At 33.0% G+C, this 19680-nt stretch carries 20 protein-coding genes; 8 read left to right on the plus strand and 12 right to left on the minus strand.

Annotated elements, in window-relative coordinates; all coding sequences use genetic code 11:
- Positions 1-23: 23 nt before the first annotated feature.
- The 5 genes from Bccel_RS26990 (at position 24) to Bccel_RS27010 (ending at position 2934) form a co-directional block, all read left to right on the plus strand.
- Positions 24-590, plus strand: coding sequence for a thioredoxin family protein (locus Bccel_RS26990; protein WP_050753927.1), 567 nt, complete (start codon positions 24-26; stop codon positions 588-590).
- Positions 590-1291, plus strand: coding sequence for a cytochrome c biogenesis CcdA family protein (locus Bccel_RS26995; protein WP_036939870.1), 702 nt, complete (start codon positions 590-592; stop codon positions 1289-1291). Before Bccel_RS26990 ends, Bccel_RS26995 begins: the two co-directional genes overlap by 1 nt.
- A gap of 23 nt (positions 1292-1314) precedes the next feature.
- Complete coding sequence (locus Bccel_RS27000; protein ID WP_036939871.1) at positions 1315-1554, plus strand: thioredoxin family protein; 240 nt, start codon at positions 1315-1317, stop codon at positions 1552-1554.
- Positions 1555-1768: 214 nt separating this feature from the next.
- Positions 1769-2302 (plus strand): putative zinc-binding protein, encoded by a 534-nt coding sequence (locus Bccel_RS27005; protein WP_201781983.1) that lies wholly within the window; start codon positions 1769-1771, stop codon positions 2300-2302.
- A gap of 185 nt (positions 2303-2487) precedes the next feature.
- Positions 2488-2934: a C-GCAxxG-C-C family protein gene (locus Bccel_RS27010; protein WP_036939873.1), complete on the plus strand. Its 447-nt coding sequence runs from the start codon at positions 2488-2490 to the stop codon at positions 2932-2934.
- A gap of 30 nt (positions 2935-2964) precedes the next feature.
- On the opposite strand, the gene def is transcribed toward Bccel_RS27010, so the two are convergent.
- From def to Bccel_RS32730, 4 genes are all read right to left on the minus strand, one after another.
- Complete coding sequence (def, locus tag Bccel_RS27015; RefSeq protein WP_036939875.1) at positions 2965-3414, minus strand: peptide deformylase; 450 nt, start codon at positions 3412-3414, stop codon at positions 2965-2967.
- A 54-nt stretch (positions 3415-3468) separates the two neighbouring features.
- Entirely contained in the window at positions 3469-4035 is a 567-nt protein-coding gene (locus Bccel_RS27020) for a DUF4919 domain-containing protein (protein ID WP_036939878.1), read from the minus strand.
- A 71-nt stretch (positions 4036-4106) separates the two neighbouring features.
- Entirely contained in the window at positions 4107-4685 is a 579-nt protein-coding gene (locus tag Bccel_RS27025; protein WP_036939880.1) for a hypothetical protein, read from the minus strand.
- Positions 4686-4913: 228 nt separating this feature from the next.
- Entirely contained in the window at positions 4914-5012 is a 99-nt protein-coding gene (locus Bccel_RS32730) for a hypothetical protein (protein ID WP_409372122.1), read from the minus strand.
- A 319-nt stretch (positions 5013-5331) separates the two neighbouring features.
- Here Bccel_RS32730 and Bccel_RS27030 point away from each other — a divergent pair, with 319 nt between their 5' ends.
- Positions 5332-8592: a M6 family metalloprotease domain-containing protein gene (locus Bccel_RS27030; RefSeq protein ID WP_050753928.1), complete on the plus strand. Its 3261-nt coding sequence runs from the start codon at positions 5332-5334 to the stop codon at positions 8590-8592.
- A 241-nt stretch (positions 8593-8833) separates the two neighbouring features.
- Positions 8834-11338: a glycoside hydrolase family 9 protein gene (locus tag Bccel_RS27035; protein ID WP_036939882.1), complete on the plus strand. Its 2505-nt coding sequence runs from the start codon at positions 8834-8836 to the stop codon at positions 11336-11338.
- Positions 11339-11411: 73 nt separating this feature from the next.
- Here the strand turns inward: Bccel_RS27035 and Bccel_RS27040 are convergent, their stop codons facing one another.
- From Bccel_RS27040 to Bccel_RS27075, 8 genes are all read right to left on the minus strand, one after another.
- Positions 11412-12275, minus strand: a complete 864-nt coding sequence (locus Bccel_RS27040) for an aminoglycoside 6-adenylyltransferase (protein ID WP_036939884.1) — start codon at positions 12273-12275, stop codon at positions 11412-11414.
- A gap of 125 nt (positions 12276-12400) precedes the next feature.
- The gene (locus Bccel_RS32735) at positions 12401-12760 is read right to left on the minus strand and encodes a VanZ family protein (protein ID WP_242853099.1); all 360 of its coding nucleotides are present in this window, start codon (positions 12758-12760) and stop codon (positions 12401-12403) included.
- 650 nt (positions 12761-13410) lie between these two features.
- Entirely contained in the window at positions 13411-13866 is a 456-nt protein-coding gene (locus tag Bccel_RS27050; protein ID WP_036939888.1) for a hypothetical protein, read from the minus strand.
- A gap of 42 nt (positions 13867-13908) precedes the next feature.
- Positions 13909-14448 (minus strand): DUF1697 domain-containing protein, encoded by a 540-nt coding sequence (locus Bccel_RS27055; RefSeq protein ID WP_036939890.1) that lies wholly within the window; start codon positions 14446-14448, stop codon positions 13909-13911.
- 32 nt (positions 14449-14480) lie between these two features.
- Entirely contained in the window at positions 14481-14966 is a 486-nt protein-coding gene (locus Bccel_RS27060; RefSeq protein WP_036939892.1) for a flavodoxin family protein, read from the minus strand.
- A gap of 43 nt (positions 14967-15009) precedes the next feature.
- On the minus strand, positions 15010-15513 hold the full coding sequence (locus Bccel_RS27065; RefSeq protein ID WP_036939894.1) for a GNAT family N-acetyltransferase: 504 nt from the start codon (positions 15511-15513) through the stop codon (positions 15010-15012).
- Positions 15514-15640: 127 nt separating this feature from the next.
- A complete protein-coding gene (locus Bccel_RS27070; protein WP_036939903.1) occupies positions 15641-17017 on the minus strand; it encodes a sensor histidine kinase in 1377 nt (458 codons plus the stop codon).
- A 104-nt stretch (positions 17018-17121) separates the two neighbouring features.
- Positions 17122-17751 carry a response regulator transcription factor gene (locus tag Bccel_RS27075; protein WP_036939910.1) on the minus strand — a complete coding sequence of 210 codons (630 nt, stop codon included), beginning with the start codon at positions 17749-17751 and terminating at the stop codon, positions 17122-17124.
- A gap of 531 nt (positions 17752-18282) precedes the next feature.
- Between Bccel_RS27075 and Bccel_RS27080 the strand changes: the two genes are divergently transcribed.
- Positions 18283-19137: a hypothetical protein gene (locus Bccel_RS27080; protein ID WP_036939912.1), complete on the plus strand. Its 855-nt coding sequence runs from the start codon at positions 18283-18285 to the stop codon at positions 19135-19137.
- The last annotated feature ends 543 nt before the right edge of the window (positions 19138-19680 follow it).

The following is a 19680-nucleotide window of genomic DNA, read 5'->3' on the forward strand; positions in this document are numbered from 1 at the left end:
TAATAAGTGGAGGAGTAAGTGTTGTGAGTGAAAATAGTAATTCAAATACTAAAATAGGCAGTGTTATAAAAATTATTATTCCTGTAGTTATATTATGCATTCTTGTTGGTTTATGGTTTATTAAGAATAATAGAAACCATTCCGGTTTGGATGAAACTGTAAATTCTGGAACACTACAAACAGGTAACTCAGATTATGATCTTGATGTTACAGAGAAGATCGATCTCGAGAAACTTAAGTCATTTGGTCTTCCTATTGTTATAGACTTTGGTGCAGACTCATGTATTCCCTGCAAACAAATGGCTCCAGTATTAAAGGAGTTAAATGAGGAATTAAAGGGAAAAGCTATTATTAAATTTGTTGATGTATGGAAGTATCAGGAATTAGCTCAAGGATATCCTATAAGCCTTATACCAACACAGATATTAATTGATTCTAACGGTAAGCCATATAAGCCAAAAGATCCAAATGCTTTGCAGATTAAGGAATATAAATCAAGAGAAACCGGTGAACATATATTTACTGCACATGAGGGAGGAATAACAAAAGAGCAATTATTAAGTGTCTTAAAGGAAATGGGGCTAAAATAATGGATACTGTAATTAACAGTTGGCTTGAATCGTTTTCAGCTAATATAACTCAAAATTCATGGATGGCTCCACTTTTTGCATTACTTGCTGGAATTCTTACTTCATTTACTCCTTGTGCACTTTCAAGCGTTCCACTTGTTATTGGTTATGTAGGAGGAACCGGACAAAAGGATATAAAAAGATCCTTTTTGCTGTCAGTAGTATTTTCAAGCGGCATGGCTGTTACTTTTACTATTTTAGGTACAGCTGCATCCCTTCTTGGGAGACTTATGCAGGGAACAGGTTCATGGTGGTATATTATTCTTGGAATACTAATGATGCTGATGGCACTTCAAACATGGGAAATATATAATTTTATACCATCTACCTATGCAATTAATAAAAATGCAAAAAAAGGCTTTGTTGGAGCTTTTATTACAGGAGTATTAGGAGGCTTTTTTTCATCTCCATGTGCTACACCTGTACTTGTTGTATTGCTTGCCATAGTGGCTAAAGAAGGAAGTATGCTTTGGGGAATATTATTATTACTGTTATATTCACTAGGACATAGTTTTTTGGTATTGATTGCAGGTACATATGTTGGTTTTGTTCATAAGATGTCATCAAATGAAAAGTACGGTGCAGCGAGTAAAATACTGCGTATTATTACAGGTTCGCTAATTATGCTTATAGCTTTTTATATGTTTTACTTAGGATTTTAAATAATGTTAAGGAGAGGAATATTATGATAATTAAAATTTTAGGCTCTGGATGTAAGAATTGTGAAACTTTAAGGGCGAATACTGAAATTGCACTAAAAGAAACAGGCATTAATGCAGAAGTTGTTAAGGTAACAGATTTTAAGGATATAATGGCGTATGGTGTAATGTCTACTCCGGCATTAGTAATTGATGAGAAGGTTGTGTCTTTTGGTAAGGTATTAAAACCAAAGGATATTGAGAAAATTCTTAATACGATAACTTAACACTGCTTTAGCGAGTACGAAGGGTCCTTATTCTTTCATAGGAGAATTTCCAAAATATCTTTTATTTTAATATGTCACATTATTCTGCTCTAGCAATATATTGTTAGAGGATACTACCCAAAATATAAAGGTTCTACAAAATGTTATTTAGGGATTGTCCAATATTTTTATTCCTAATGTAGATATTTATAAATTTAATATGAGGGGTATGAATATGTGTGATAGCATGAATAAAACAGTTTCCTGCTGCGATGTAGGAAATTGCGAAAGTTCAAATAAGAGTATTATAAATATTGACTACGAAGTTATAAATATTGAAAAGACTAAAAATGTTTGCTCTCTATGTGAGGATTATGCAAAGGAACAATCTGAAAAGCCTATTGTTATTATGAGTTGCGAAGGTGCATGTTTACGAGGAGAGGTTTCAAGGCGTGCTGCAAATATTATATGTCATTCACTTCTTCCTGAAAAGACAGTAAGGTTATGTTTAGGTGGTGCATTTACTAAAGATGGAGGACAGCGAAATCTGGTCCGTAATTCAAAAAAGGTTGTTGCATTAGAAGGTTGCCTTATTAAATGTGCTTCAAGGATGATGAAAGGTGTTATTAGTGACCTTAACCCTGACATAATTATTACTGATAAACTTTTTAGTTTTGATACAAATATTTTTGGAATCAACGAAATGCCTGAGGAAGATATAGCTGCAAACTCACTTGAAGTAGCTAAGAAAATTGCTGAAAAATTATAATATTTAAAAATGTTATATTCTTGCGGACAGTAGGAAAGTTTTAAAATACTATATCCTACTGTCTTCCCACGCATAAACTCTTTATTCTCCATGTGAGTTCAGATAAAATGACTTGTAAACATATATGTTGAATAACTGTTCAATATATAGTAAAATTATCCTTAATCTTAAAGGAGGATGTTTTCATGGAGAATAAAGCTAATTATGCAATAGATAATTTTGATTGTGGATTTAATTGTTCCCAAGCAGTATTTTCTGCTTTTTGTGAAGAATTGGGACTTAATAAAAAAATCGCATTAAAAATAGCTTGCTCTTTTGGAGGGGGTATGGCACTTGGTGAGGTATGCGGAGCAGTTACCGGTGCTTTTTTAGTTCTAGGCTTAAAATATGGTAATAATGATCCAGAAGATAAGTTTTCTAAAGCAAAGAATAGATTACTTAACAGAGATTTTACAGCTAGATTTAGAAAATTACACGGATACATAACCTGCAAAGAACTATTGAATTACGATATAACTGATGATAAACAATTGAACGCTGCAAGACAATCTGGGATATTCAAAACAAAGTGTCCCAACTATGTAAGGGATACAGTATTATTACTTGAAGAAATAATAGCAGAAAACACATAATGGATTTCTCCTTGTATATCAGCACTACATTCAACATTTATATCTAATAACTTTATCTGTGAATATTATACCATCCAAATGATCTATTTCATGGCATAACACCCTTGCTAGAAGTCCTTCTCCAGATACAATTATTTTTTCCCCTTTACGATTTAATCCTTCTACTATAATATTTTGAGGTCTTTTAACATCACCGTATCTTCCCGGTAGACTTACAGAGCCTTCCTCACCTATCTGCTCCCCTGATTCACTTATAATTTTGGGATTTATAATTTCTATAAGACCTTCTCCTATATCTGCAACGACTATTCTCTTCAGAACACCTACATGCATAGCAGAAAGACCTATGGCATTTTCTTTCCTCATTGTTTCTACCAAGTCATCAAGGAATGTTAATATTTTATTATCAATAACATTTACTTCTCTCGCTTTTTTTCTAAAGATTTCATCATCTAGTTTCCTGATATTTCTCAAAGCCATTTAAATGTCCTCCATGTTTTAATGCCAATTTGTGTTGTTTTTAACGGTTTCAAGTTACTTCATCTTTGCTCCCAGCCAATTAAATGGTATATCGATATTGAAATAAATTTTGTGTTGATTTCCTTCTTTGTCAACTGCTTCTAACAAATCATAACTTCGTTCATTGTGTTTTATTAGGCTTTGTGTAGTTCTTCTTAGACCTAAGCAGCCTAACAAGGCATATTCTTCATCAGTATTTATAACAATAAAAGCGGTTTCGGGTGTTTTACCATCTCCGGAATTTAATATGGAGTCCACTAATTTATTTATTATGAAACCATGAAATGCTGATATTTTTTCATCATTTACCTGCTCAGCAGCTGAGAAAACTACCATATGGAAATCAATATCAACGAATTTAGCAGTTAATAGTTTAGGAGCTTTGTTAATAATTTCTTTAAATTTACCTTCTTCAAATAAATTGGATAATTCATTAAGTTCATTTCTACTTCCATATGGGTTATAATAATTCGTTTTCGTATAAGCCATTCTTAATTGTAAATAGTCTATCTCTGTTGGATTTTTCTTTAAAATATCCTCATAATTAAGAGATGCTTTCTGTTTGTTTTTAAAGAACCACATAATTTTATTCTCCTTAAAATAAATATTGAATGGCTAAAGAGGTATTTTACTAATCTTCCCTGCGAAGAGTATCATTTTAAAACTAAGTCTGAGTAAACTTGATAATGATCAATATAATCACCAAACTGAGAACTGGAAATTCCGTGTTCAATATCATCCCAAGTGACAGTATTATCATTTACCAGAACATAATAGGTGTACTCCGAAAAAATAGCGGTTGGACTTTTGGGCTGTCCTTCATATTTCATTAGATATTTATATTCTTTCGAAATCAGCTTACCGTCCTCAATGCCTTTAATGATATATTTTTTTCCATCAAAGGTCAAATCCGTAATATAAAGAACAGGGTAATCATCTTTTATTTCTTGATACAAATCCTTTGAATATTTTGAAGGGTCGCCAAGTGTATAATAATATGCTAATCTGACAATCGAGGGTTTACTATCGTCTGTTGCTGTAATAAAATCATCCCATGTAGACTGGCCATGCGTAATATCACCATTTTCAAAAACAACGCAGTTACCAGACTTTGCATCTTCAAGGGTATAATCGGCTGGCAGCTGCATCAAAGAAGTGTTCTCTCCATTCTTTGAGCAAGAGGTTAATAAAAAGATAATTGTTAATAAAATAATTACTGCTAACTTTCTCATTTAATTCACCCACTTAATATAAAAATTATAAATTCCTGTAGGTTCTCTTTGAGTTATGATAGAGAAGTATGTATAATTTTTGCATTCTCTATCATTCTTTGCCCAAATTCTTTAAAAATTTTAAGCTGCTATTGAAGGTGGATTTACCGCTATTTTGCCTATCTTGACATATGCGGCATAGCAGTATTTCTATATAAACATTTTATCAGATTGTACCAGTAATTCAAGTTATCCATTCTTTTTTGAAAGCAAAATCAGTAAGAAAATTTCCAACACTTTTACGGAGGTGATATTATCAGGATGTACTATGCCAATTATCTTAGACAATCCAAGTGTTATGAACGCATATCTTAACATTGCTGTGAATGCTTCAGTAGCACCGATAATTTCTCCGCTATGCTTTTAAGCAACAGCAAAGAAATGTCTGAAATCTACTATAATAACAATAATTTTACCACGCTTTAATGTAAATATAAAATAGATGTAATAAATTTATATATATGGGTAGTTAATGATAAATTTGACAATAACATGCAAAAATGTTTATATATAAATGTCAGATATTATATTAATCGCACTTATTTTAAAATAAATGGTGCAAATAGTGTAATTTAACTATCTAAAATTTATACAAGGAGTTGAGACGATGTTTAAACACGCAAGAAAAACAGTATTCTCTGCAGCACTTATCTCAGGAGCCATTTTACTAGGTTCATCAACAGCATCTGCTGCACCTTACTCAGGTGATTTATTCAATCTGATACAGCCTGATGGTTCATTTGTAAGTGTTAAAGTATTTGGGGATGAATTTTACCAGAAGGTTGAGAGCATTGACGGTTACACACTGATCCGTGACCCTAAGACAAATTGGATATGTTACGCAGATTTAAACAGTGAGGGAACCGAGTTTGTTTCTACAGGAGTGGTATATAAAAATTCAGAAAAAGTAACTCCTCCTGCAAAATTAGATTTAGAAAAGGGGTTGGATATTTCTGAAGAGTCTGTAATTGATAAAGTAAATGAAGCTAAAAAAGAAGTTAACTGGGATAAACTTCTTGATGATTCATCAGAAGCAGCAAAGGAAAGTACAAAAAATGGAGTAAATGTAGTAAAAGGTGCATCTTCTTCAGTAATGAGAAGCATGGCACCGGCTGGTGAAACAATCAGAAATGTAACAGGCTTGACTTTGCTAATAGATTTTTCCGACCAGAAGTCTGATTTCACTCAGCAGCAAATTTCCGATATGTTAAATAGGGTAGGATATAAAGATTATGGCAATAATGGCTCTGTACATGACTACTACACCTTCTTTTCAGATGGAAAAATGAATTATACCAATTCAGTGACTGCATTTTATACTGCAAAGAATCCTAAAACATATTATGATGATAAAGATGCAGGAAAAGCGGGTGAGCTTATTGTGGAAGCCCTGGATAGTTTGAAAGCTAAAGGGTTTGATTTTACAAAGCTTACAGTAGATCCGGAAGGGACAGACACAGCAGGTACAGTAACAGCGTTTAATGTTCTGTATGCAGGAAACCCATCATGGGGGTGGTCTAAAGGACTTTGGCCTCATGCAGGCGGTATACCGCAGTATCAGGTTGGTGGAGTTAAGCTTTCAAGATACCAGATAACCAATATAGGAGACGATTTGAACATAGGAACTATTGTGCATGAAAACGGGCATATGCTTTGTGGATGGCCTGATACTTACGATTATGGCGGTGAATCCAGTGGTACGGGAGGGTTTGACTTGATGTCAAGCGGCAACGGGAAAAATCCTCAGCCTCCAAATCCATATTTCCGTTCTATCCGTTCCGGTTGGGGAACTCCGATTGAATTGGACTTGTTAGCTGATGGCAGTATAGTTGATGTTCCTCAGAATTCCCTTAACCCCTATGTTGTAAAGAATGCGGACACAAAAGAATATTTTATGATTGAGAGTATAAAACAAGAGGGTTACAGAACAAACATGCCGGGAGAAGGGTTACTTATTTGGCATATTGATGAAAAAGGAAATAATAGCCTTGAGAATATGACTCCAAGCAAGCATTATATGGTTTCTGTCGAGCAGGCTGATGGCAAGTATGATCTTGAAAATAAACGGGGCAGTGATGCCAATGACTTTTTCAAGGCCGGTAATAATGCTAGCTTCGGTCTCAACACAATACCTGATTCCAGATGGTGGAATGGAAATTACAATCAAACTATAAGCCTTACAAATATTAATGCTGCAGGTACCCAGTTTACATATAACAGAGCTTTATCACCAGATATTACTGAGGGAGGAACAGCTTCGAGCAATAATGCTTTTGATAACAACACAGGGACTCAAACCAGTGTAATATCTCCAGCAGGAACAGTTCAATATGAATTTAATGATACTGCGTATGTTGTTACCAGTTACTCAATAACTACTTCTGCCGATTTGGCTGATATGGACCCCAAAAGCTGGACTTTGGAAGGCTCAAATGACAACACAAGTTGGGAGGCTGTAGATACTAGAAGTGATATTTCCTTTTTGAAGAGATCTGAGACCAAATATTTTACCATTAATAATGTAAATCCGTATAAATACTATAGATTCAAAATGGATAGCAGAAGCGGCAATACTGTTAAAATATCGGAAATTCAAATGTTCGGTTACAAATTTGATCAACAGAAAGTGTTTGCAAGCGGAGATAATGCAGCTATAGGAGAAGGAATGGACAAGGCCTTTGACGGCAATCCCCAAACTAAGTGGCTTACATTTGCGAAAACAGGCTGGATAACTTATAATTTCCAGAAGCCCACAAAAGTGACTAACTATTCACTGACATCTGCCAACGACTATAATGTCAGAGACCCAAAAGACTGGGAGCTATTAGCATCCAATGACAATATAAACTGGGTGGTATTGGATACCAGAAGCAATCAGACATTCAAGAGCAGATTTGTTAAGAAATTATATTCTATTGAAAATGATACAAGCTATGTTTTCTATAAGCTAAATATCCTTGGCAATAATTCGGGCGAAGAGATTCAGTTAGGTGAATTTGATCTGTGTGAGGTAACTGCAGGTGGAGAAAATCAGCCTTTAGAAGGAAAGGAAAAAGCTTTTGACGGTTTGACAAATACCAAATGGTTAACATTTAACAGCACAGATGCAATAACTATAAAATATTTAAATCCTTTTGTAATGAGTAGCTATGCCTTGACATCAGCTAATGATTCTCCGGGTAGAAACCCAAAAGACTGGGTGTTGTATGGCTCTAACGATAATATTGAGTGGGTTGAATTGGATAGAAAGAGCGGAGAGACATTCACTGATTACTTCCAGAGAAAGGTATACAATACAGCCAATACAATTCCATATATGTACTACAAGCTTGATATAACAAAAAATAATGGAGATGGAATCATACAGCTTGCAGAAATAGAATATTTGCAAGAGTCATCTATACCTCCTGTTGAAGAAAAATTACAAGTTGATTTCTATAATGGGAACATATCATCTTTAACAAATAATTGCAGCATGAATTATAAAATAACTAATACAAGTACTGACCTGGTAAATCTATCAGATGTAACGGTAAGATATTATTATACTATTGATTCCATGGATTCACAGGTGCTTTATTGTGATTGGTCAAGCAGGGGAACACAATATGTCAAAGGAAACTTCTTTGCGATAGATAATACTTCAGGCACAGCAGATTACTATGTGGAAATTGGATTTGATACAGCTGCAGGTGTTCTTGCTCCTGGAGAAAGCGTGGAATTAAGAACAAGAATGGCTAAAGCTTATTGGGGCGATTACGATCAGAGAAACGACTACTCTTTCAATGGTATAAGTGGTAATTATGAAAAATGGACAAAGACTCCAGCATATATTTCTGGAAATATAACATGGGGAAACGAGCCATAAAGATTTTGAAAAAGTAATATATTAAAAGTGCTAATAAAAAATGTTCTTGGTGACATCACTGAGAACATTTTTTGTTTATAATATTTTACCTTGAATTGGAAGTTTATTAAGTTAGTAGTGCTGTAAACCATGAAAAACAAAATGGTAGATATTTAAGAATTATAAACGAAAATAGCATTAGCATTTTTTTGTAAATCAGTATATAATAATTTACATAATGGAAATTTTAAGGGGGAAGAGTATGATAAAAAAACTATCAGCCGGACTATTATTTATTATTGTATTACTGGTTGTAAATGCAACCTGCAACGCGTATCTGTTGCAGAAAAAGGTCTTTTCAGGAACAGGCAGCTCACTTGCCTGGACCTTCTATGAAAGTGCTCCCGATAATGCATATACTGGGGTTGAGGACGATATGTATGTGGTACATATCAATAATAAAGGTCAAAATGAGTCTGATATTAAAGTAAGTTATAGAGGTTTTTCACTTTACAAAGGTGTCACTTATAATATAGCTTTTAAACTGACTGCAACAAAAGATTGCAAGTTTAATGCTAAAATAATGGAATATACCGAGCCATACACCGAAGTCTTTAACAGTTATCTGACTCCATACTCAATAAAAGCAAATGAGATACTAAGTGTTAGTCAAAAGTTTACCACTCCCAAAGATATTGCCAATGCCGAGCTGTCATTTGAGTTTGGAGGCAGACTTGCAGGGGAATCGCCTTATGATGTTAAGATTATATCTGTTACTCTTTCAGGCAATAATCCTGCAACACCTACACCTGCTCCATTAAGGGATATTCGTGTGAACCAGCTTGGATATTTCCCATCCGGTCCTAAAAAGGCAACACTAAATTTGCAGGGGCAGGAAATATCTACCCCCTTAACGTGGAAACTCAAAAATAGTACTGGTGAGGTTGTAGCAACCGGTATGACAACTCCTTCGGGAAGCGATCATTCATCAGGTGAGAATGTACATATTATTGACTTTACCAGTTATACCGGATATGGTAAAGGTTATGAACTTGCTGTTGGAAATTCGGTAAGCCATAAGTTTGATATTACACAGGATCTTTATTCACAAATGAAATATGATTCACTGAAATATTTTTATCATGCAAGAAGCGGCATAAAAATTGAGATGCCATATTGTGTTGAAAGTCAGTGGGCCCGTCCGGCAGGACATGCAGATGATACTGCAAGCTTAAAGGAAGGTACAGGTTATACCGGACCAATAACACTTAATTGCTCAGGCGGATGGTACGATAGTGCAGATCATAATAAGTACCTTGTAAACGGTGGACTTTCATTATGGCTTCTGCAAAATCAATATGAGCATTCAAAACTTCAAGGCACGGATTCTATTTTTTTAAATCTTAATATTCCTGAAAGCGTTAACTATATAAATGATTTGATGGATGAAACCAGATGGGAAATGGAATGGATGCTTAAGATGCAAATTCCTTCAGGCTATGATAAAGAAGGAATGGCAGCACACAAGGTTGCGGATGAAAACTGGACAGGACTTGCTACAAGGCCTGATCAGGACACACAAAAACGAATTTATTCTCCGCCTTCAACGGCTGCTACATTAAACCTTGCAGCATGTGCAGCACAAGCAGCACGTATCTGGAAGGATGTTGATTCTGCCTTTTCGAATAAATGCCTTACAGCTGCTGTAAAAGCCTACAATGCAGCAAAAGAAAACCCTGCCATGTTTGTGAAAAACGGTCAGGAAACCGGAAGTACTGCTTATGGTGATAACTATTTGGAAGATGAATTTTACTGGGCCGCATGTGAACTGTATGCAACAACCAGGGAACAAAAGTATCTTGCAGATATAAAATCCTATAAAAATTGCTTTGAAATACCTGACGAATTGTCAGGCGAGGATCAGGGGATAAAGGGATGTTTTAACTGTTCATCTACCGGTGCTCTTGGAACTATTACACTTGCACTTATTACTGGGTATGAATTTCCTCAAACTATAGAAAGCATAATAAAGGCAGCTGATATATTCATAAGTGAGCAAAAGAAAGAAAGCTACGGTATGCCTCTTCCGGAATCAACATTTAAAACAAGCTTCTTTGACATAATAGAAGAATATTATGGTTATCCTACTGAATCAAACTCATATATAGTTTACAAGGCAGTTGTTCTGGCATATGCCTATGATTTTGCCAGAAAGAATAAATACATATCGAGCATAATGGAGTCGATGGATTACCTACTTGGCCGCAATGCAAACAATAAATCATACATAACAGGATATGGTGACGATCCGGCAAAATACCCAAACCACCGGTTTTTCTGTCCAAATGCAGAACCATCATTTCCTCCTGTTCCTCCAGGATTCCTTGTAAGCGGGCCAAACTCCAGCGGGCAGGATCACTTGACATTGGTGTACCGTATGAAGGAACTGAAATTTCCAGCACAAAAGTGCTACTTTGACAATGAACAGTCATGGTCAACCAATGTGGTAAAAATTAACCTTAATGCCGGTCTGGCGTGGGCTGCGTATTATATTGATGCTTATTGTTCCAAAGGACAGATTTATTTAAAGGAGGATATAAACAAAGACTTTACAATAAATATGGCGGATGTTGTAATGATTGCAAAGGCTTTTGGGTTTGCCAAAGCCAATACCAATTTTGACTCTAGATGTGATTTGAATGGAGATAATTCCGTTAACATGTCTGATGTTATTAAGTTAGCTTTAAAATTCGGTTACTCATATTAAGTAGTGATTAAAGTTTAATCAAAAACAACTGGTAATTATTGTACAATGCCGGTTGTTTTTGATTTGAGCTTTTTTATAAGCTATGATTTTTTACTTTATATAAATATTCAATCATATTGGTATCTTCAGTGACATTATAGATATATCCAAAACGATTGGCAACGGGCTGGGCAATTGTTCTGAACAACTCGCAGGCAATAAATATTGAGGTCCAAAAGTTGTTGTAATCACTGTTGGAATATGTTTTTGTATACATTTCATAAATATCTTCTTCAAGATACTTTTTATAATACTTTCCGCTCATTCCCACAGATACAGAAAAGCCTACATTTATTCCTATATACCAATCAATCATTTTTACAAGCATATCGCGAACAACTACATTGTACATCCACATAGCATATGGAAGTTGATCTCTGGCAATTCCTTTGGCAACATTATTCAAGCACCACCAGAATTCATTACAGCAGCCTTTATATTGCTGCGGTGTAGGTTTCCTTATATGATAATCGGAATCATTAGAGGCGGGTATCTGAGGCAAACAATTGTCTTTATCCAAAAGCGGTATTGTTAAGCTGTCACTTACATATTTTTCGAGCATAACTTCTTTTATCTGAATATTCAAATCGATACGGATACCGTCTTTAAATAATATTAGCCATGTATAAGAACGATTAAAGTCTGCATTTATACCCCAACTAAAGTCGTTGCTATCTGGCTCTTGAACAATTGCTATATCGCCAAACACAGAAATCCAATCTTTGTTATCTAAGAACGACTTGGTTTCTGTGACCACATATACAATGTCATAATCCTGGTAAATATCTTTTTCGACATTGGGATTTGTACGAGAGCCATTCATGTAAACTACCCGTACACGTTTGTCTGCCTGTGCAACACCGATTATTAAATCAAACATTTCCTGTTCGCTTCTCAAAGGGTTTCCCTCCCTCCAACAAATTATTGAGTTGTTACCTTCATTAATGCATGATTGAAATATTACTTATCGTTTTGAGCGTGTTCACGAGTTAAGTTAACACGAAAGCGAAATTATACGGGAAGTTACATTTGGGGCATGCCTAAACGGATTTTCTCAAATATAGTAAAGCAAATGCCGCCAAAAACAAAACCTGCTATATTGGTTATGATATCATTTATATCAAAGATTCCACGATAAGTTATCCGCTGGGTTGCTTCAAGAAGCAATATGTAAGGCATGAAACACATAGCCAGTTTCAAATTAGTCATATTGAATTTATATTTTATGTACATACCGAGAGGAACATATATTAACAGATTTCCAATAAGAATAATCAAGGTATGGTTAAAATAACGATCAAAATCATTTATTATAGTCAGAGGATTTAAATTTATAAAAATATAATTGTGGTATTCTCTTAAGAGTGAAAGGACTAGAACCATCAGAAAGTAAATGCCTGCAAGCAGATCTATATGTATTTTGGATATTTTTCTATCAATAATATAGATACTGGCTATGTATAAAACATAGGCAAATGAAACCCGTAATCCAATATTGGTTAAGAATGATGTATTGATAATACAGACAAAGAAATCATCGAATAGATAGTAAAACAGGAGCTGTGAGACAACCAAACAGAGTAACAATATTAAAGAGTATTTTATAATTTTTCCTGGGGCATGGCACACAAATCTCCTTGGTAATATAGTTTATGGCTTAAAATATATCCATAGCATTTCCATTATAGCACATTTTCTATATTACCTGGTGCCCTGCTAATATGCAAAATTGTAAATACTGTATGATACGATGACATTGGGATACAAATAAGATTGATTTGTCTGAAATATAAAAAAAGCCGGCGGTAGTTGAGGTATGTAAAGTTTTATACCTATAAAATTTTCATCCTGGCTAATAATGTACTACCTGAGGATTTAAATCGTTATGGTTACAAAGAGTAATTTTTAGAGAGTTTTTTTACTACCGCCGTAGTGTTGTCAATAAAATCTACTTTATATATAATACACCTACGGAAGTATTTAAAAATTACAAAATAGTTAAAAATTATTACAAAGCGGTAACCTTTATCAAATTATTTGAGATTTACAAACCCCTTTGCTGCTTTTTCAATGTTTTCTAATAAAATATTATTATTTGATTGAAATGGTAATTTTTTATTATTGCTAAATTCTATGTATAAACGGTAACTTGCAGGTCCTTCACTGGAGTTTTCCGTAAACAATTTAACCGAACAACTCCTTACTTCAGATAAAGGTTTCACAGAAACATACTTATTTATAAGATTTTGATGCGTAACAGTAACTTTTTGATCATTTTTGTTAAATATACACTCTACTGGCTCTTTATTGACAACTAAATAGCAAATTGCAAGTATCAAAAAAGCTGCAAGCCAATCATAAGAGGTAAATATTATTAATAGTATACTTCCGAAAACACATAATGAACTTAAAAAATATCGTGAAAGTCCAGAAAAAGGAGACTGAATTTTCAGCTCATCTTCAGAACATTGGTACATTATATCTTCCACTATCAATTCCTCACCTTTTGTTTTATAGTATAATAAAACCGCCTACTTTATAAGCAGTGCCAGCTTATTTACAGTATTTGCATTTCGTATGGTCAGTTTATCGTATAAAGATGAACTGGTAACCTTTGACCATCTTGTCCTTGAAAATGTCTTTATTGGTGCAGACCAGAAAATAACCCTTCCATAAAAATCTACTTTTTCATATTCCGGTTTTGCTGCACCTATATCTTTAAATACTTCATCTACAGTAATAGGTGGTATTACAAAGATTGCGTTGTGTTTTGAATCTTCCTCTTTATTCCACCAAGATGGAGCATTGTCTAGTGCATCTAAAAGATCTTTACCAGGAATGATTGCGACAGGTATTTTGAAATAAAACTTATCTACAATAAATGCTTCGCACTCTTTTTTTATTTCTTCCATGTCGAATCTATTACTTGAAAATATAACATTACCGCTATTTATATACGTCATAACATCAACAAAGCCATTTTGCTCAAATAGTATTTTTAATTCAGGCATAGGAACTTTGTTTTTGCCGCCTACGTTTATACCTCGCAAAAATGCAATGTATTTTGTCAATATTCAACTTCCTTTCTAAGTTATACCCGGATTTAACTATTGATGGTTCGTGCCCACTCTCTAGTTTTTCTAATGCTTTCTTCCTTAGAATTTAAAGGGGACTTCAATTCCAATTCACCTAAAAATTGATTGCCCTTTAGTACATTCTTCATATTCTCAAAGGTTTTTCCCTGGGAGCCTCCACAGCAGCAGTATAATGCAATCTTCTTACCATTAATTTGAACTTTAGAAAAGAATGTATTAAGGGGTGAGGCATAAGAGCTTGCCCAAACAGGAGTGCCTATAATGATAAGATCATAATCCGTTGGATTCTTATCAAATGGAAGCAGTTCGGGCTTGGACTTAAATATAACCTGCATTCCCCCTATAAAAAGCTTAAAGAAAGTAGCTTTGGGCAGACTTTTCCTGGTCTTGATTTCCAGAGTGTCAGCTTTTATTTCCTGTGCAATGGTTTCTGCTATAAATTTGCTATTACCTGATTGGGAGAAGTATACAACCAGTGATTTGTTATTTGACACAAAAATCCCTCCTTAAAATAGATTAATTATGCTGATGTTTATTCTAATGCCGGATTGCAACTTGTACAATTTGTTTTTCGCCGTTTTTCTCAAAATGTTTATAAACCTTCATACCAATCTTCTCGGCAACTCTCTGTGAGGGAATATTCCGTATTGTGGTGTATGAAAATATCTTTGGGTAATTTAAATCATTAAATGCATATTCCTTGCAAGCAAGAGCAGCTTCAGTTGCATAGCCCATATTGCAATATTCTTTAATAATATGAAAGCCAATCTCCGGTACAATTTCATTTTCGATATTTTGCATTGTTATACCGCAATCTCCTATAAATGTACCATCTTCTTTTAATATTACAGCCCAAAGCCCGTGTTTGTATTTTTTATAGTTTTGGATATTCCACTGAATCCAGTTTTCTACCTCCTCTTCACTAAATGGATGGGGATAGAATTCCATAGACGCTGGATTAGAGAGCACTTTCATTAATTCCTTTTTATCATCAAGTAATAGTTCTCTAAGGTATAACCTTTTAGTCTCAATTATTCCCATTATTTATCACCTATAATTGTATTGCTACAAAGTCACGAAGCCTTGATTTAACCTGCATAATACCCATGCTTTATATGTAGCAACTCATGGATACATTATTACATAGATTTACTCCAATAATCAAGGACTACCCTAGGTTTTTATTTTTAATCGCTCCTGGAATTCTTGATATGGGAAGACATATTGATACTTTTGTACCAATACCCTCATGACTTGAAATCAAAAGTTTTCCCCCATGTTTAAGAATAACATTGCTGCTATAAGCAAGCCCTAATCCAAAGTTAGTTGTATTGTTTTTTGTTGTAAAAAAGGGATGTACTATTCTTTTTAAATTATTCTTATTTATTCCACAACCATTATCAATAACTTCTATTATGATAAATTTATTATTTCTTTTGGTTTTAATAAGAATTTCACCTTTATGATTTATAGCTTCAACTGAGTTCTTGAGCAAGCTTAGCAATACTTCCTGAATATGAGAACAATCGGCAATCATGTTTGTACAATATCCAAAATCTTTTATAATACTTATGTGTTTTTTTTCAATATATGGATTCATCATCTCAACGACTTTTTCAATTATATTTGTTAACTCAAAATTACTTTCAACAATCGAAAAATCATATGTGTATTTTTTAATTCTACTAACCATATTCAAAATATGTTCACTTGAGTTCTTTATTGAATTAACATTTCGGTCAATTATTTCATTTTGTTTATTGGTCTGAACTTTGATGTTATTACAGCATATATCTATCTTATTCATTTCGTTTTTTAGTGTATGATTCAGTATGGATATACCTGTATCCATTGTCATTAGATTTATAATAGGATTGTATTTTTCAAAAAAAATTCTTAATCCAAAAAAGCCATATCTTATACAAAAATATAGAAAACAAATAAACAGTATTACCGAAAAACAAAAATCATAGGTATTTTTTATTTTAAGAATAGGTATTATATGGTTTGATAAAACGCCATATGAAGTAGCAAAAAATAGTAAAAGAAAAATATAAAACTTCTGATGTTTTAAAATTGGTATTTTCTCTTGAAGAAACTGATTAAATAAATTGTAATCTCCAACAAAGTAATATATAATTGCCCAAAGTGTTATAAAAAACCGAAGGTATAAATCATTTCCACTTTCATCCTTACCATAGAGCAGATTATAGAAAATAATACACATCCCAAAGGAGAAGACTGGCAATATTGGAGTAACAAACCTGCTAAAAAATATACTTCTCACTTTCATTTTAGTATTGGATTCAACATAACGAATACTGGCTATTAAAAAGAAATATGGTGCAAAACAATAAGAAAATATATATAATATGTTACCAATCAGCAAAAAATCTTTATGATTATTTAAATATGTACCTAATATGCCTATAGATACGATAAATCCCATATAACTGAACCAAATCATGCCTTTGTTTTTATAGTTATATATAAATACTATGCTGGAAATAGTAAAAACCATAATTAATGCTATAAGTCTATCCATATTATGCTTCCTTTAATATTGATGCGCTTTTCAGTTTGAATACTAGCCAAGGAAATCACTTTTAATAAATATATTAAAGAATGTAGTAAAGATGAAAAGTAGTGTTAATGGTTGTTAAAAAGTCCTTTTCTATTAACTTTCTTTATTGCATCCTGTATTTTGCTTACACCCAATTTTTTTATTATTCTTCTGATATGTATTTTTAAAGTGTTCTCCGAAATATAAAGCCTTTCCAGAACGTTCTTCCTGGAAAAACCTTTTTCCAGCAAATAATATATATGCTTTTCTGATGTAGTCAGTTTTTCCAACTGCTCATCTTTTTTTAATCTGTTAAATTCTTTTAAAAGTACTTTATATGGAGAATTATCAGCTTTTGCTGTACGTATGGCACGAGCTACTTCTGATAGATTCCCTTTTGGTATATAGTTTATGGCACCTGCAATAAAAGAATTAAGAATAACTTCATTCTCACTTAAAGAAGTAACCATTAATATTTTAGCTTTACTAATTTCAGATATTTCTGCAGCCGCATAAATGCCATCAAGTCTGTTACCTTCCAGATTAATATCCATTAAGATCACATCGAATAGCTGATTTTTAGCCAAAGTAAATGCATCTGCTCTATTTGTAGCTTTAGCTTTTACTATAATATCATCCTCATGCTGTAACAAATCAGCTATAGTATTTATCCAATCAGGATCGTCTTCTACAATAAGAACATTAATTTTATCCAAAAATTTTCCTCCCTATAAGAAAGCTCATGCTTATTCTGAAGAGGTTTTACTTTCAATCGGTAGTTATAAAATATTCTCCATAATTATAACTATTTATGCAATTAATTACAAGCATTTTGATGTAAGATAATTACTTTTAGTCTTTGCTATTATTAAATGAGGGTTATATTTGTCTTTTTTATTTTTCTGCTATGTTAGGGTTACAAAAAATAATCCTACCAATAATAGTATAAGTTGTATATTATGTCATAGTAGGACGAAATCGTATATTTGCTTTGGAAAACAAAAGTTGGGGGTTGATGCTGTAGAAAAATATTATGGTTGCACCATATTAAATTTAAGAGAAAACTATACTTAAATAATATTTACGACAATCAGTTTCTTTAATGCTTTTCTGGCAAATTTTTACGATGTATAAATCAATGTGGGGTTAATTACCATATTTATTGGTTTATAAACATTAGTGTCTTACAAAATAAATTAGTTATTAGCATATTTTGTTAATTAAATTTCTAATAAAGGAGAGTTTTTATGAATAAAAAATCAAGTAAAATTGTAGCTTTTTTGATGGTTATTACATTAATTTTATCAGTAGGTTTGAATTCCTTCGCATGGTCTTCTGATATTAATAAAAATCCTGAGAATCACAAATCACTTGTTACAGGTCTTAGTTCTTCATATTTCACAAAAGATGGTGTTAATTACAAAACAATCGTAGCCAATGCCGCTATATATACAGATTCTGAAGATTATATGGATGCATCCAGTATTCAAAAGGTGGGTAATTCTTATATAATTTCCCCATATCATGCAAAAGCTAATTTAAGTTGCACAACTGTTCAGGCTACCAGCACTACTAATTCTTCTTCACATGGTTATAGTTTTACTACAGTTCTGAATACTGCCAGCTTTCTTTATGATCTGGCTCAAACAGGTATACAGGGATATTCTATAAATTTAAACCCAGATTCATATACTTCAAATGTTGAAAAGAGAATAGTACAGGATTTGCAAAAATTAATTAATAATAAATTTAGTGGAACAACTTCGTATACAAAAAAAGGATTTATAATACTTGGTGTTTTTTTGCATTTAATCCAGGATGTATATGCTCATAGAGCATCAGTTACAGTAGATAGAATAAAAAATATCGGCTCTGCTAATTTTAGCAACTATTCCGGTGCAATTAATGCAGCAAATAGTTATAACGGAATAGTTATGATAAGATTAAAAGATTATGGTCCTAAAGCTAGCTCATTTGAAGACAATTCAGACTATTGGCCTGAAAGATATTCTGCAGCAGAAAGTGCTACATTAGATCAGGTTACTAGAATAACTAGCAACTCATATTTTTCTTTCAATAGATATGGTATAAATTTAAAGTAAAATTAAAAAGAAAAAATACTTTATGAATACTAAATATGGGAATTGGAGTGAAATATTATGAGAAAAAAGTTAAAATTGTTACTAGTTTTTACATTATGTATAACTTCATTATTCTGTGCAGGTAAAAATGTATATGCTGGCACTATGGGATCAATTCCATTATGCTGTTATGACTATTGGTGTTTTTAATACATCTGGGACTTTTATAAAGCAATATAGCACAACTGTTTATAATACTCATACAGTATCACTTAATATTCCAGCACAAGGTGCAGACCGAAATTTTAGGATAAATATAAGTTCTTCTGGTAACGCTCGTGTTTGTGAGTATGGGTTATTTTCAAATGTTCAATGGTAATGACAAATAATTTTTGTAAAGTTACTTAATAGTATACATAAATAAATAGTTTAAGTGAGCTTAAGAAAAAGTTATAAAATTTTACTCAAAGCCTTCTGTAATGTAATTATAGGAGGCTTTAACATGTTAAGTTTTTTTGAATAAAATAGAACCTCAGCTACAGCTTCTATAGTTGAATCATCCCT

It is taken from the genome of Pseudobacteroides cellulosolvens ATCC 35603 = DSM 2933 (assembly GCF_001262605.1).
Classification (GTDB): Bacteria; Bacillota; Clostridia; order Acetivibrionales; family DSM-2933; genus Pseudobacteroides; species Pseudobacteroides cellulosolvens.

Coding starts and splice junctions, on each gene's coding strand:
- Bccel_RS26995 (WP_036939870.1), top strand. CDS start 590: ATGGATACTGTAATTAACAGTTGGCTTGAATCGTTTTCAGCTAATATA.
- Bccel_RS27000 (WP_036939871.1), top strand. CDS start 1,315: ATGATAATTAAAATTTTAGGCTCTGGATGTAAGAATTGTGAAACTTTA.
- Bccel_RS27005 (WP_201781983.1), top strand. CDS start 1,769: ATGTGTGATAGCATGAATAAAACAGTTTCCTGCTGCGATGTAGGAAAT.
- Bccel_RS27010 (WP_036939873.1), top strand. CDS start 2,488: ATGGAGAATAAAGCTAATTATGCAATAGATAATTTTGATTGTGGATTT.
- def (WP_036939875.1), bottom strand. CDS start 3,414: ATGGCTTTGAGAAATATCAGGAAACTAGATGATGAAATCTTTAGAAAA.
- Bccel_RS27020 (WP_036939878.1), bottom strand. CDS start 4,035: ATGTGGTTCTTTAAAAACAAACAGAAAGCATCTCTTAATTATGAGGAT.
- Bccel_RS27025 (WP_036939880.1), bottom strand. CDS start 4,685: ATGAGAAAGTTAGCAGTAATTATTTTATTAACAATTATCTTTTTATTA.
- Bccel_RS27030 (WP_050753928.1), top strand. CDS start 5,332: ATGTTTAAACACGCAAGAAAAACAGTATTCTCTGCAGCACTTATCTCA.
- Bccel_RS27035 (WP_036939882.1), top strand. CDS start 8,834: ATGATAAAAAAACTATCAGCCGGACTATTATTTATTATTGTATTACTG.
- Bccel_RS32735 (WP_242853099.1), bottom strand. CDS start 12,760: ATGGTTCTAGTCCTTTCACTCTTAAGAGAATACCACAATTATATTTTT.
- Bccel_RS27065 (WP_036939894.1), bottom strand. CDS start 15,513: ATGGGAATAATTGAGACTAAAAGGTTATACCTTAGAGAACTATTACTT.
- Bccel_RS27070 (WP_036939903.1), bottom strand. CDS start 17,017: ATGGATAGACTTATAGCATTAATTATGGTTTTTACTATTTCCAGCATA.
- Bccel_RS27080 (WP_036939912.1), top strand. CDS start 18,283: ATGAATAAAAAATCAAGTAAAATTGTAGCTTTTTTGATGGTTATTACA.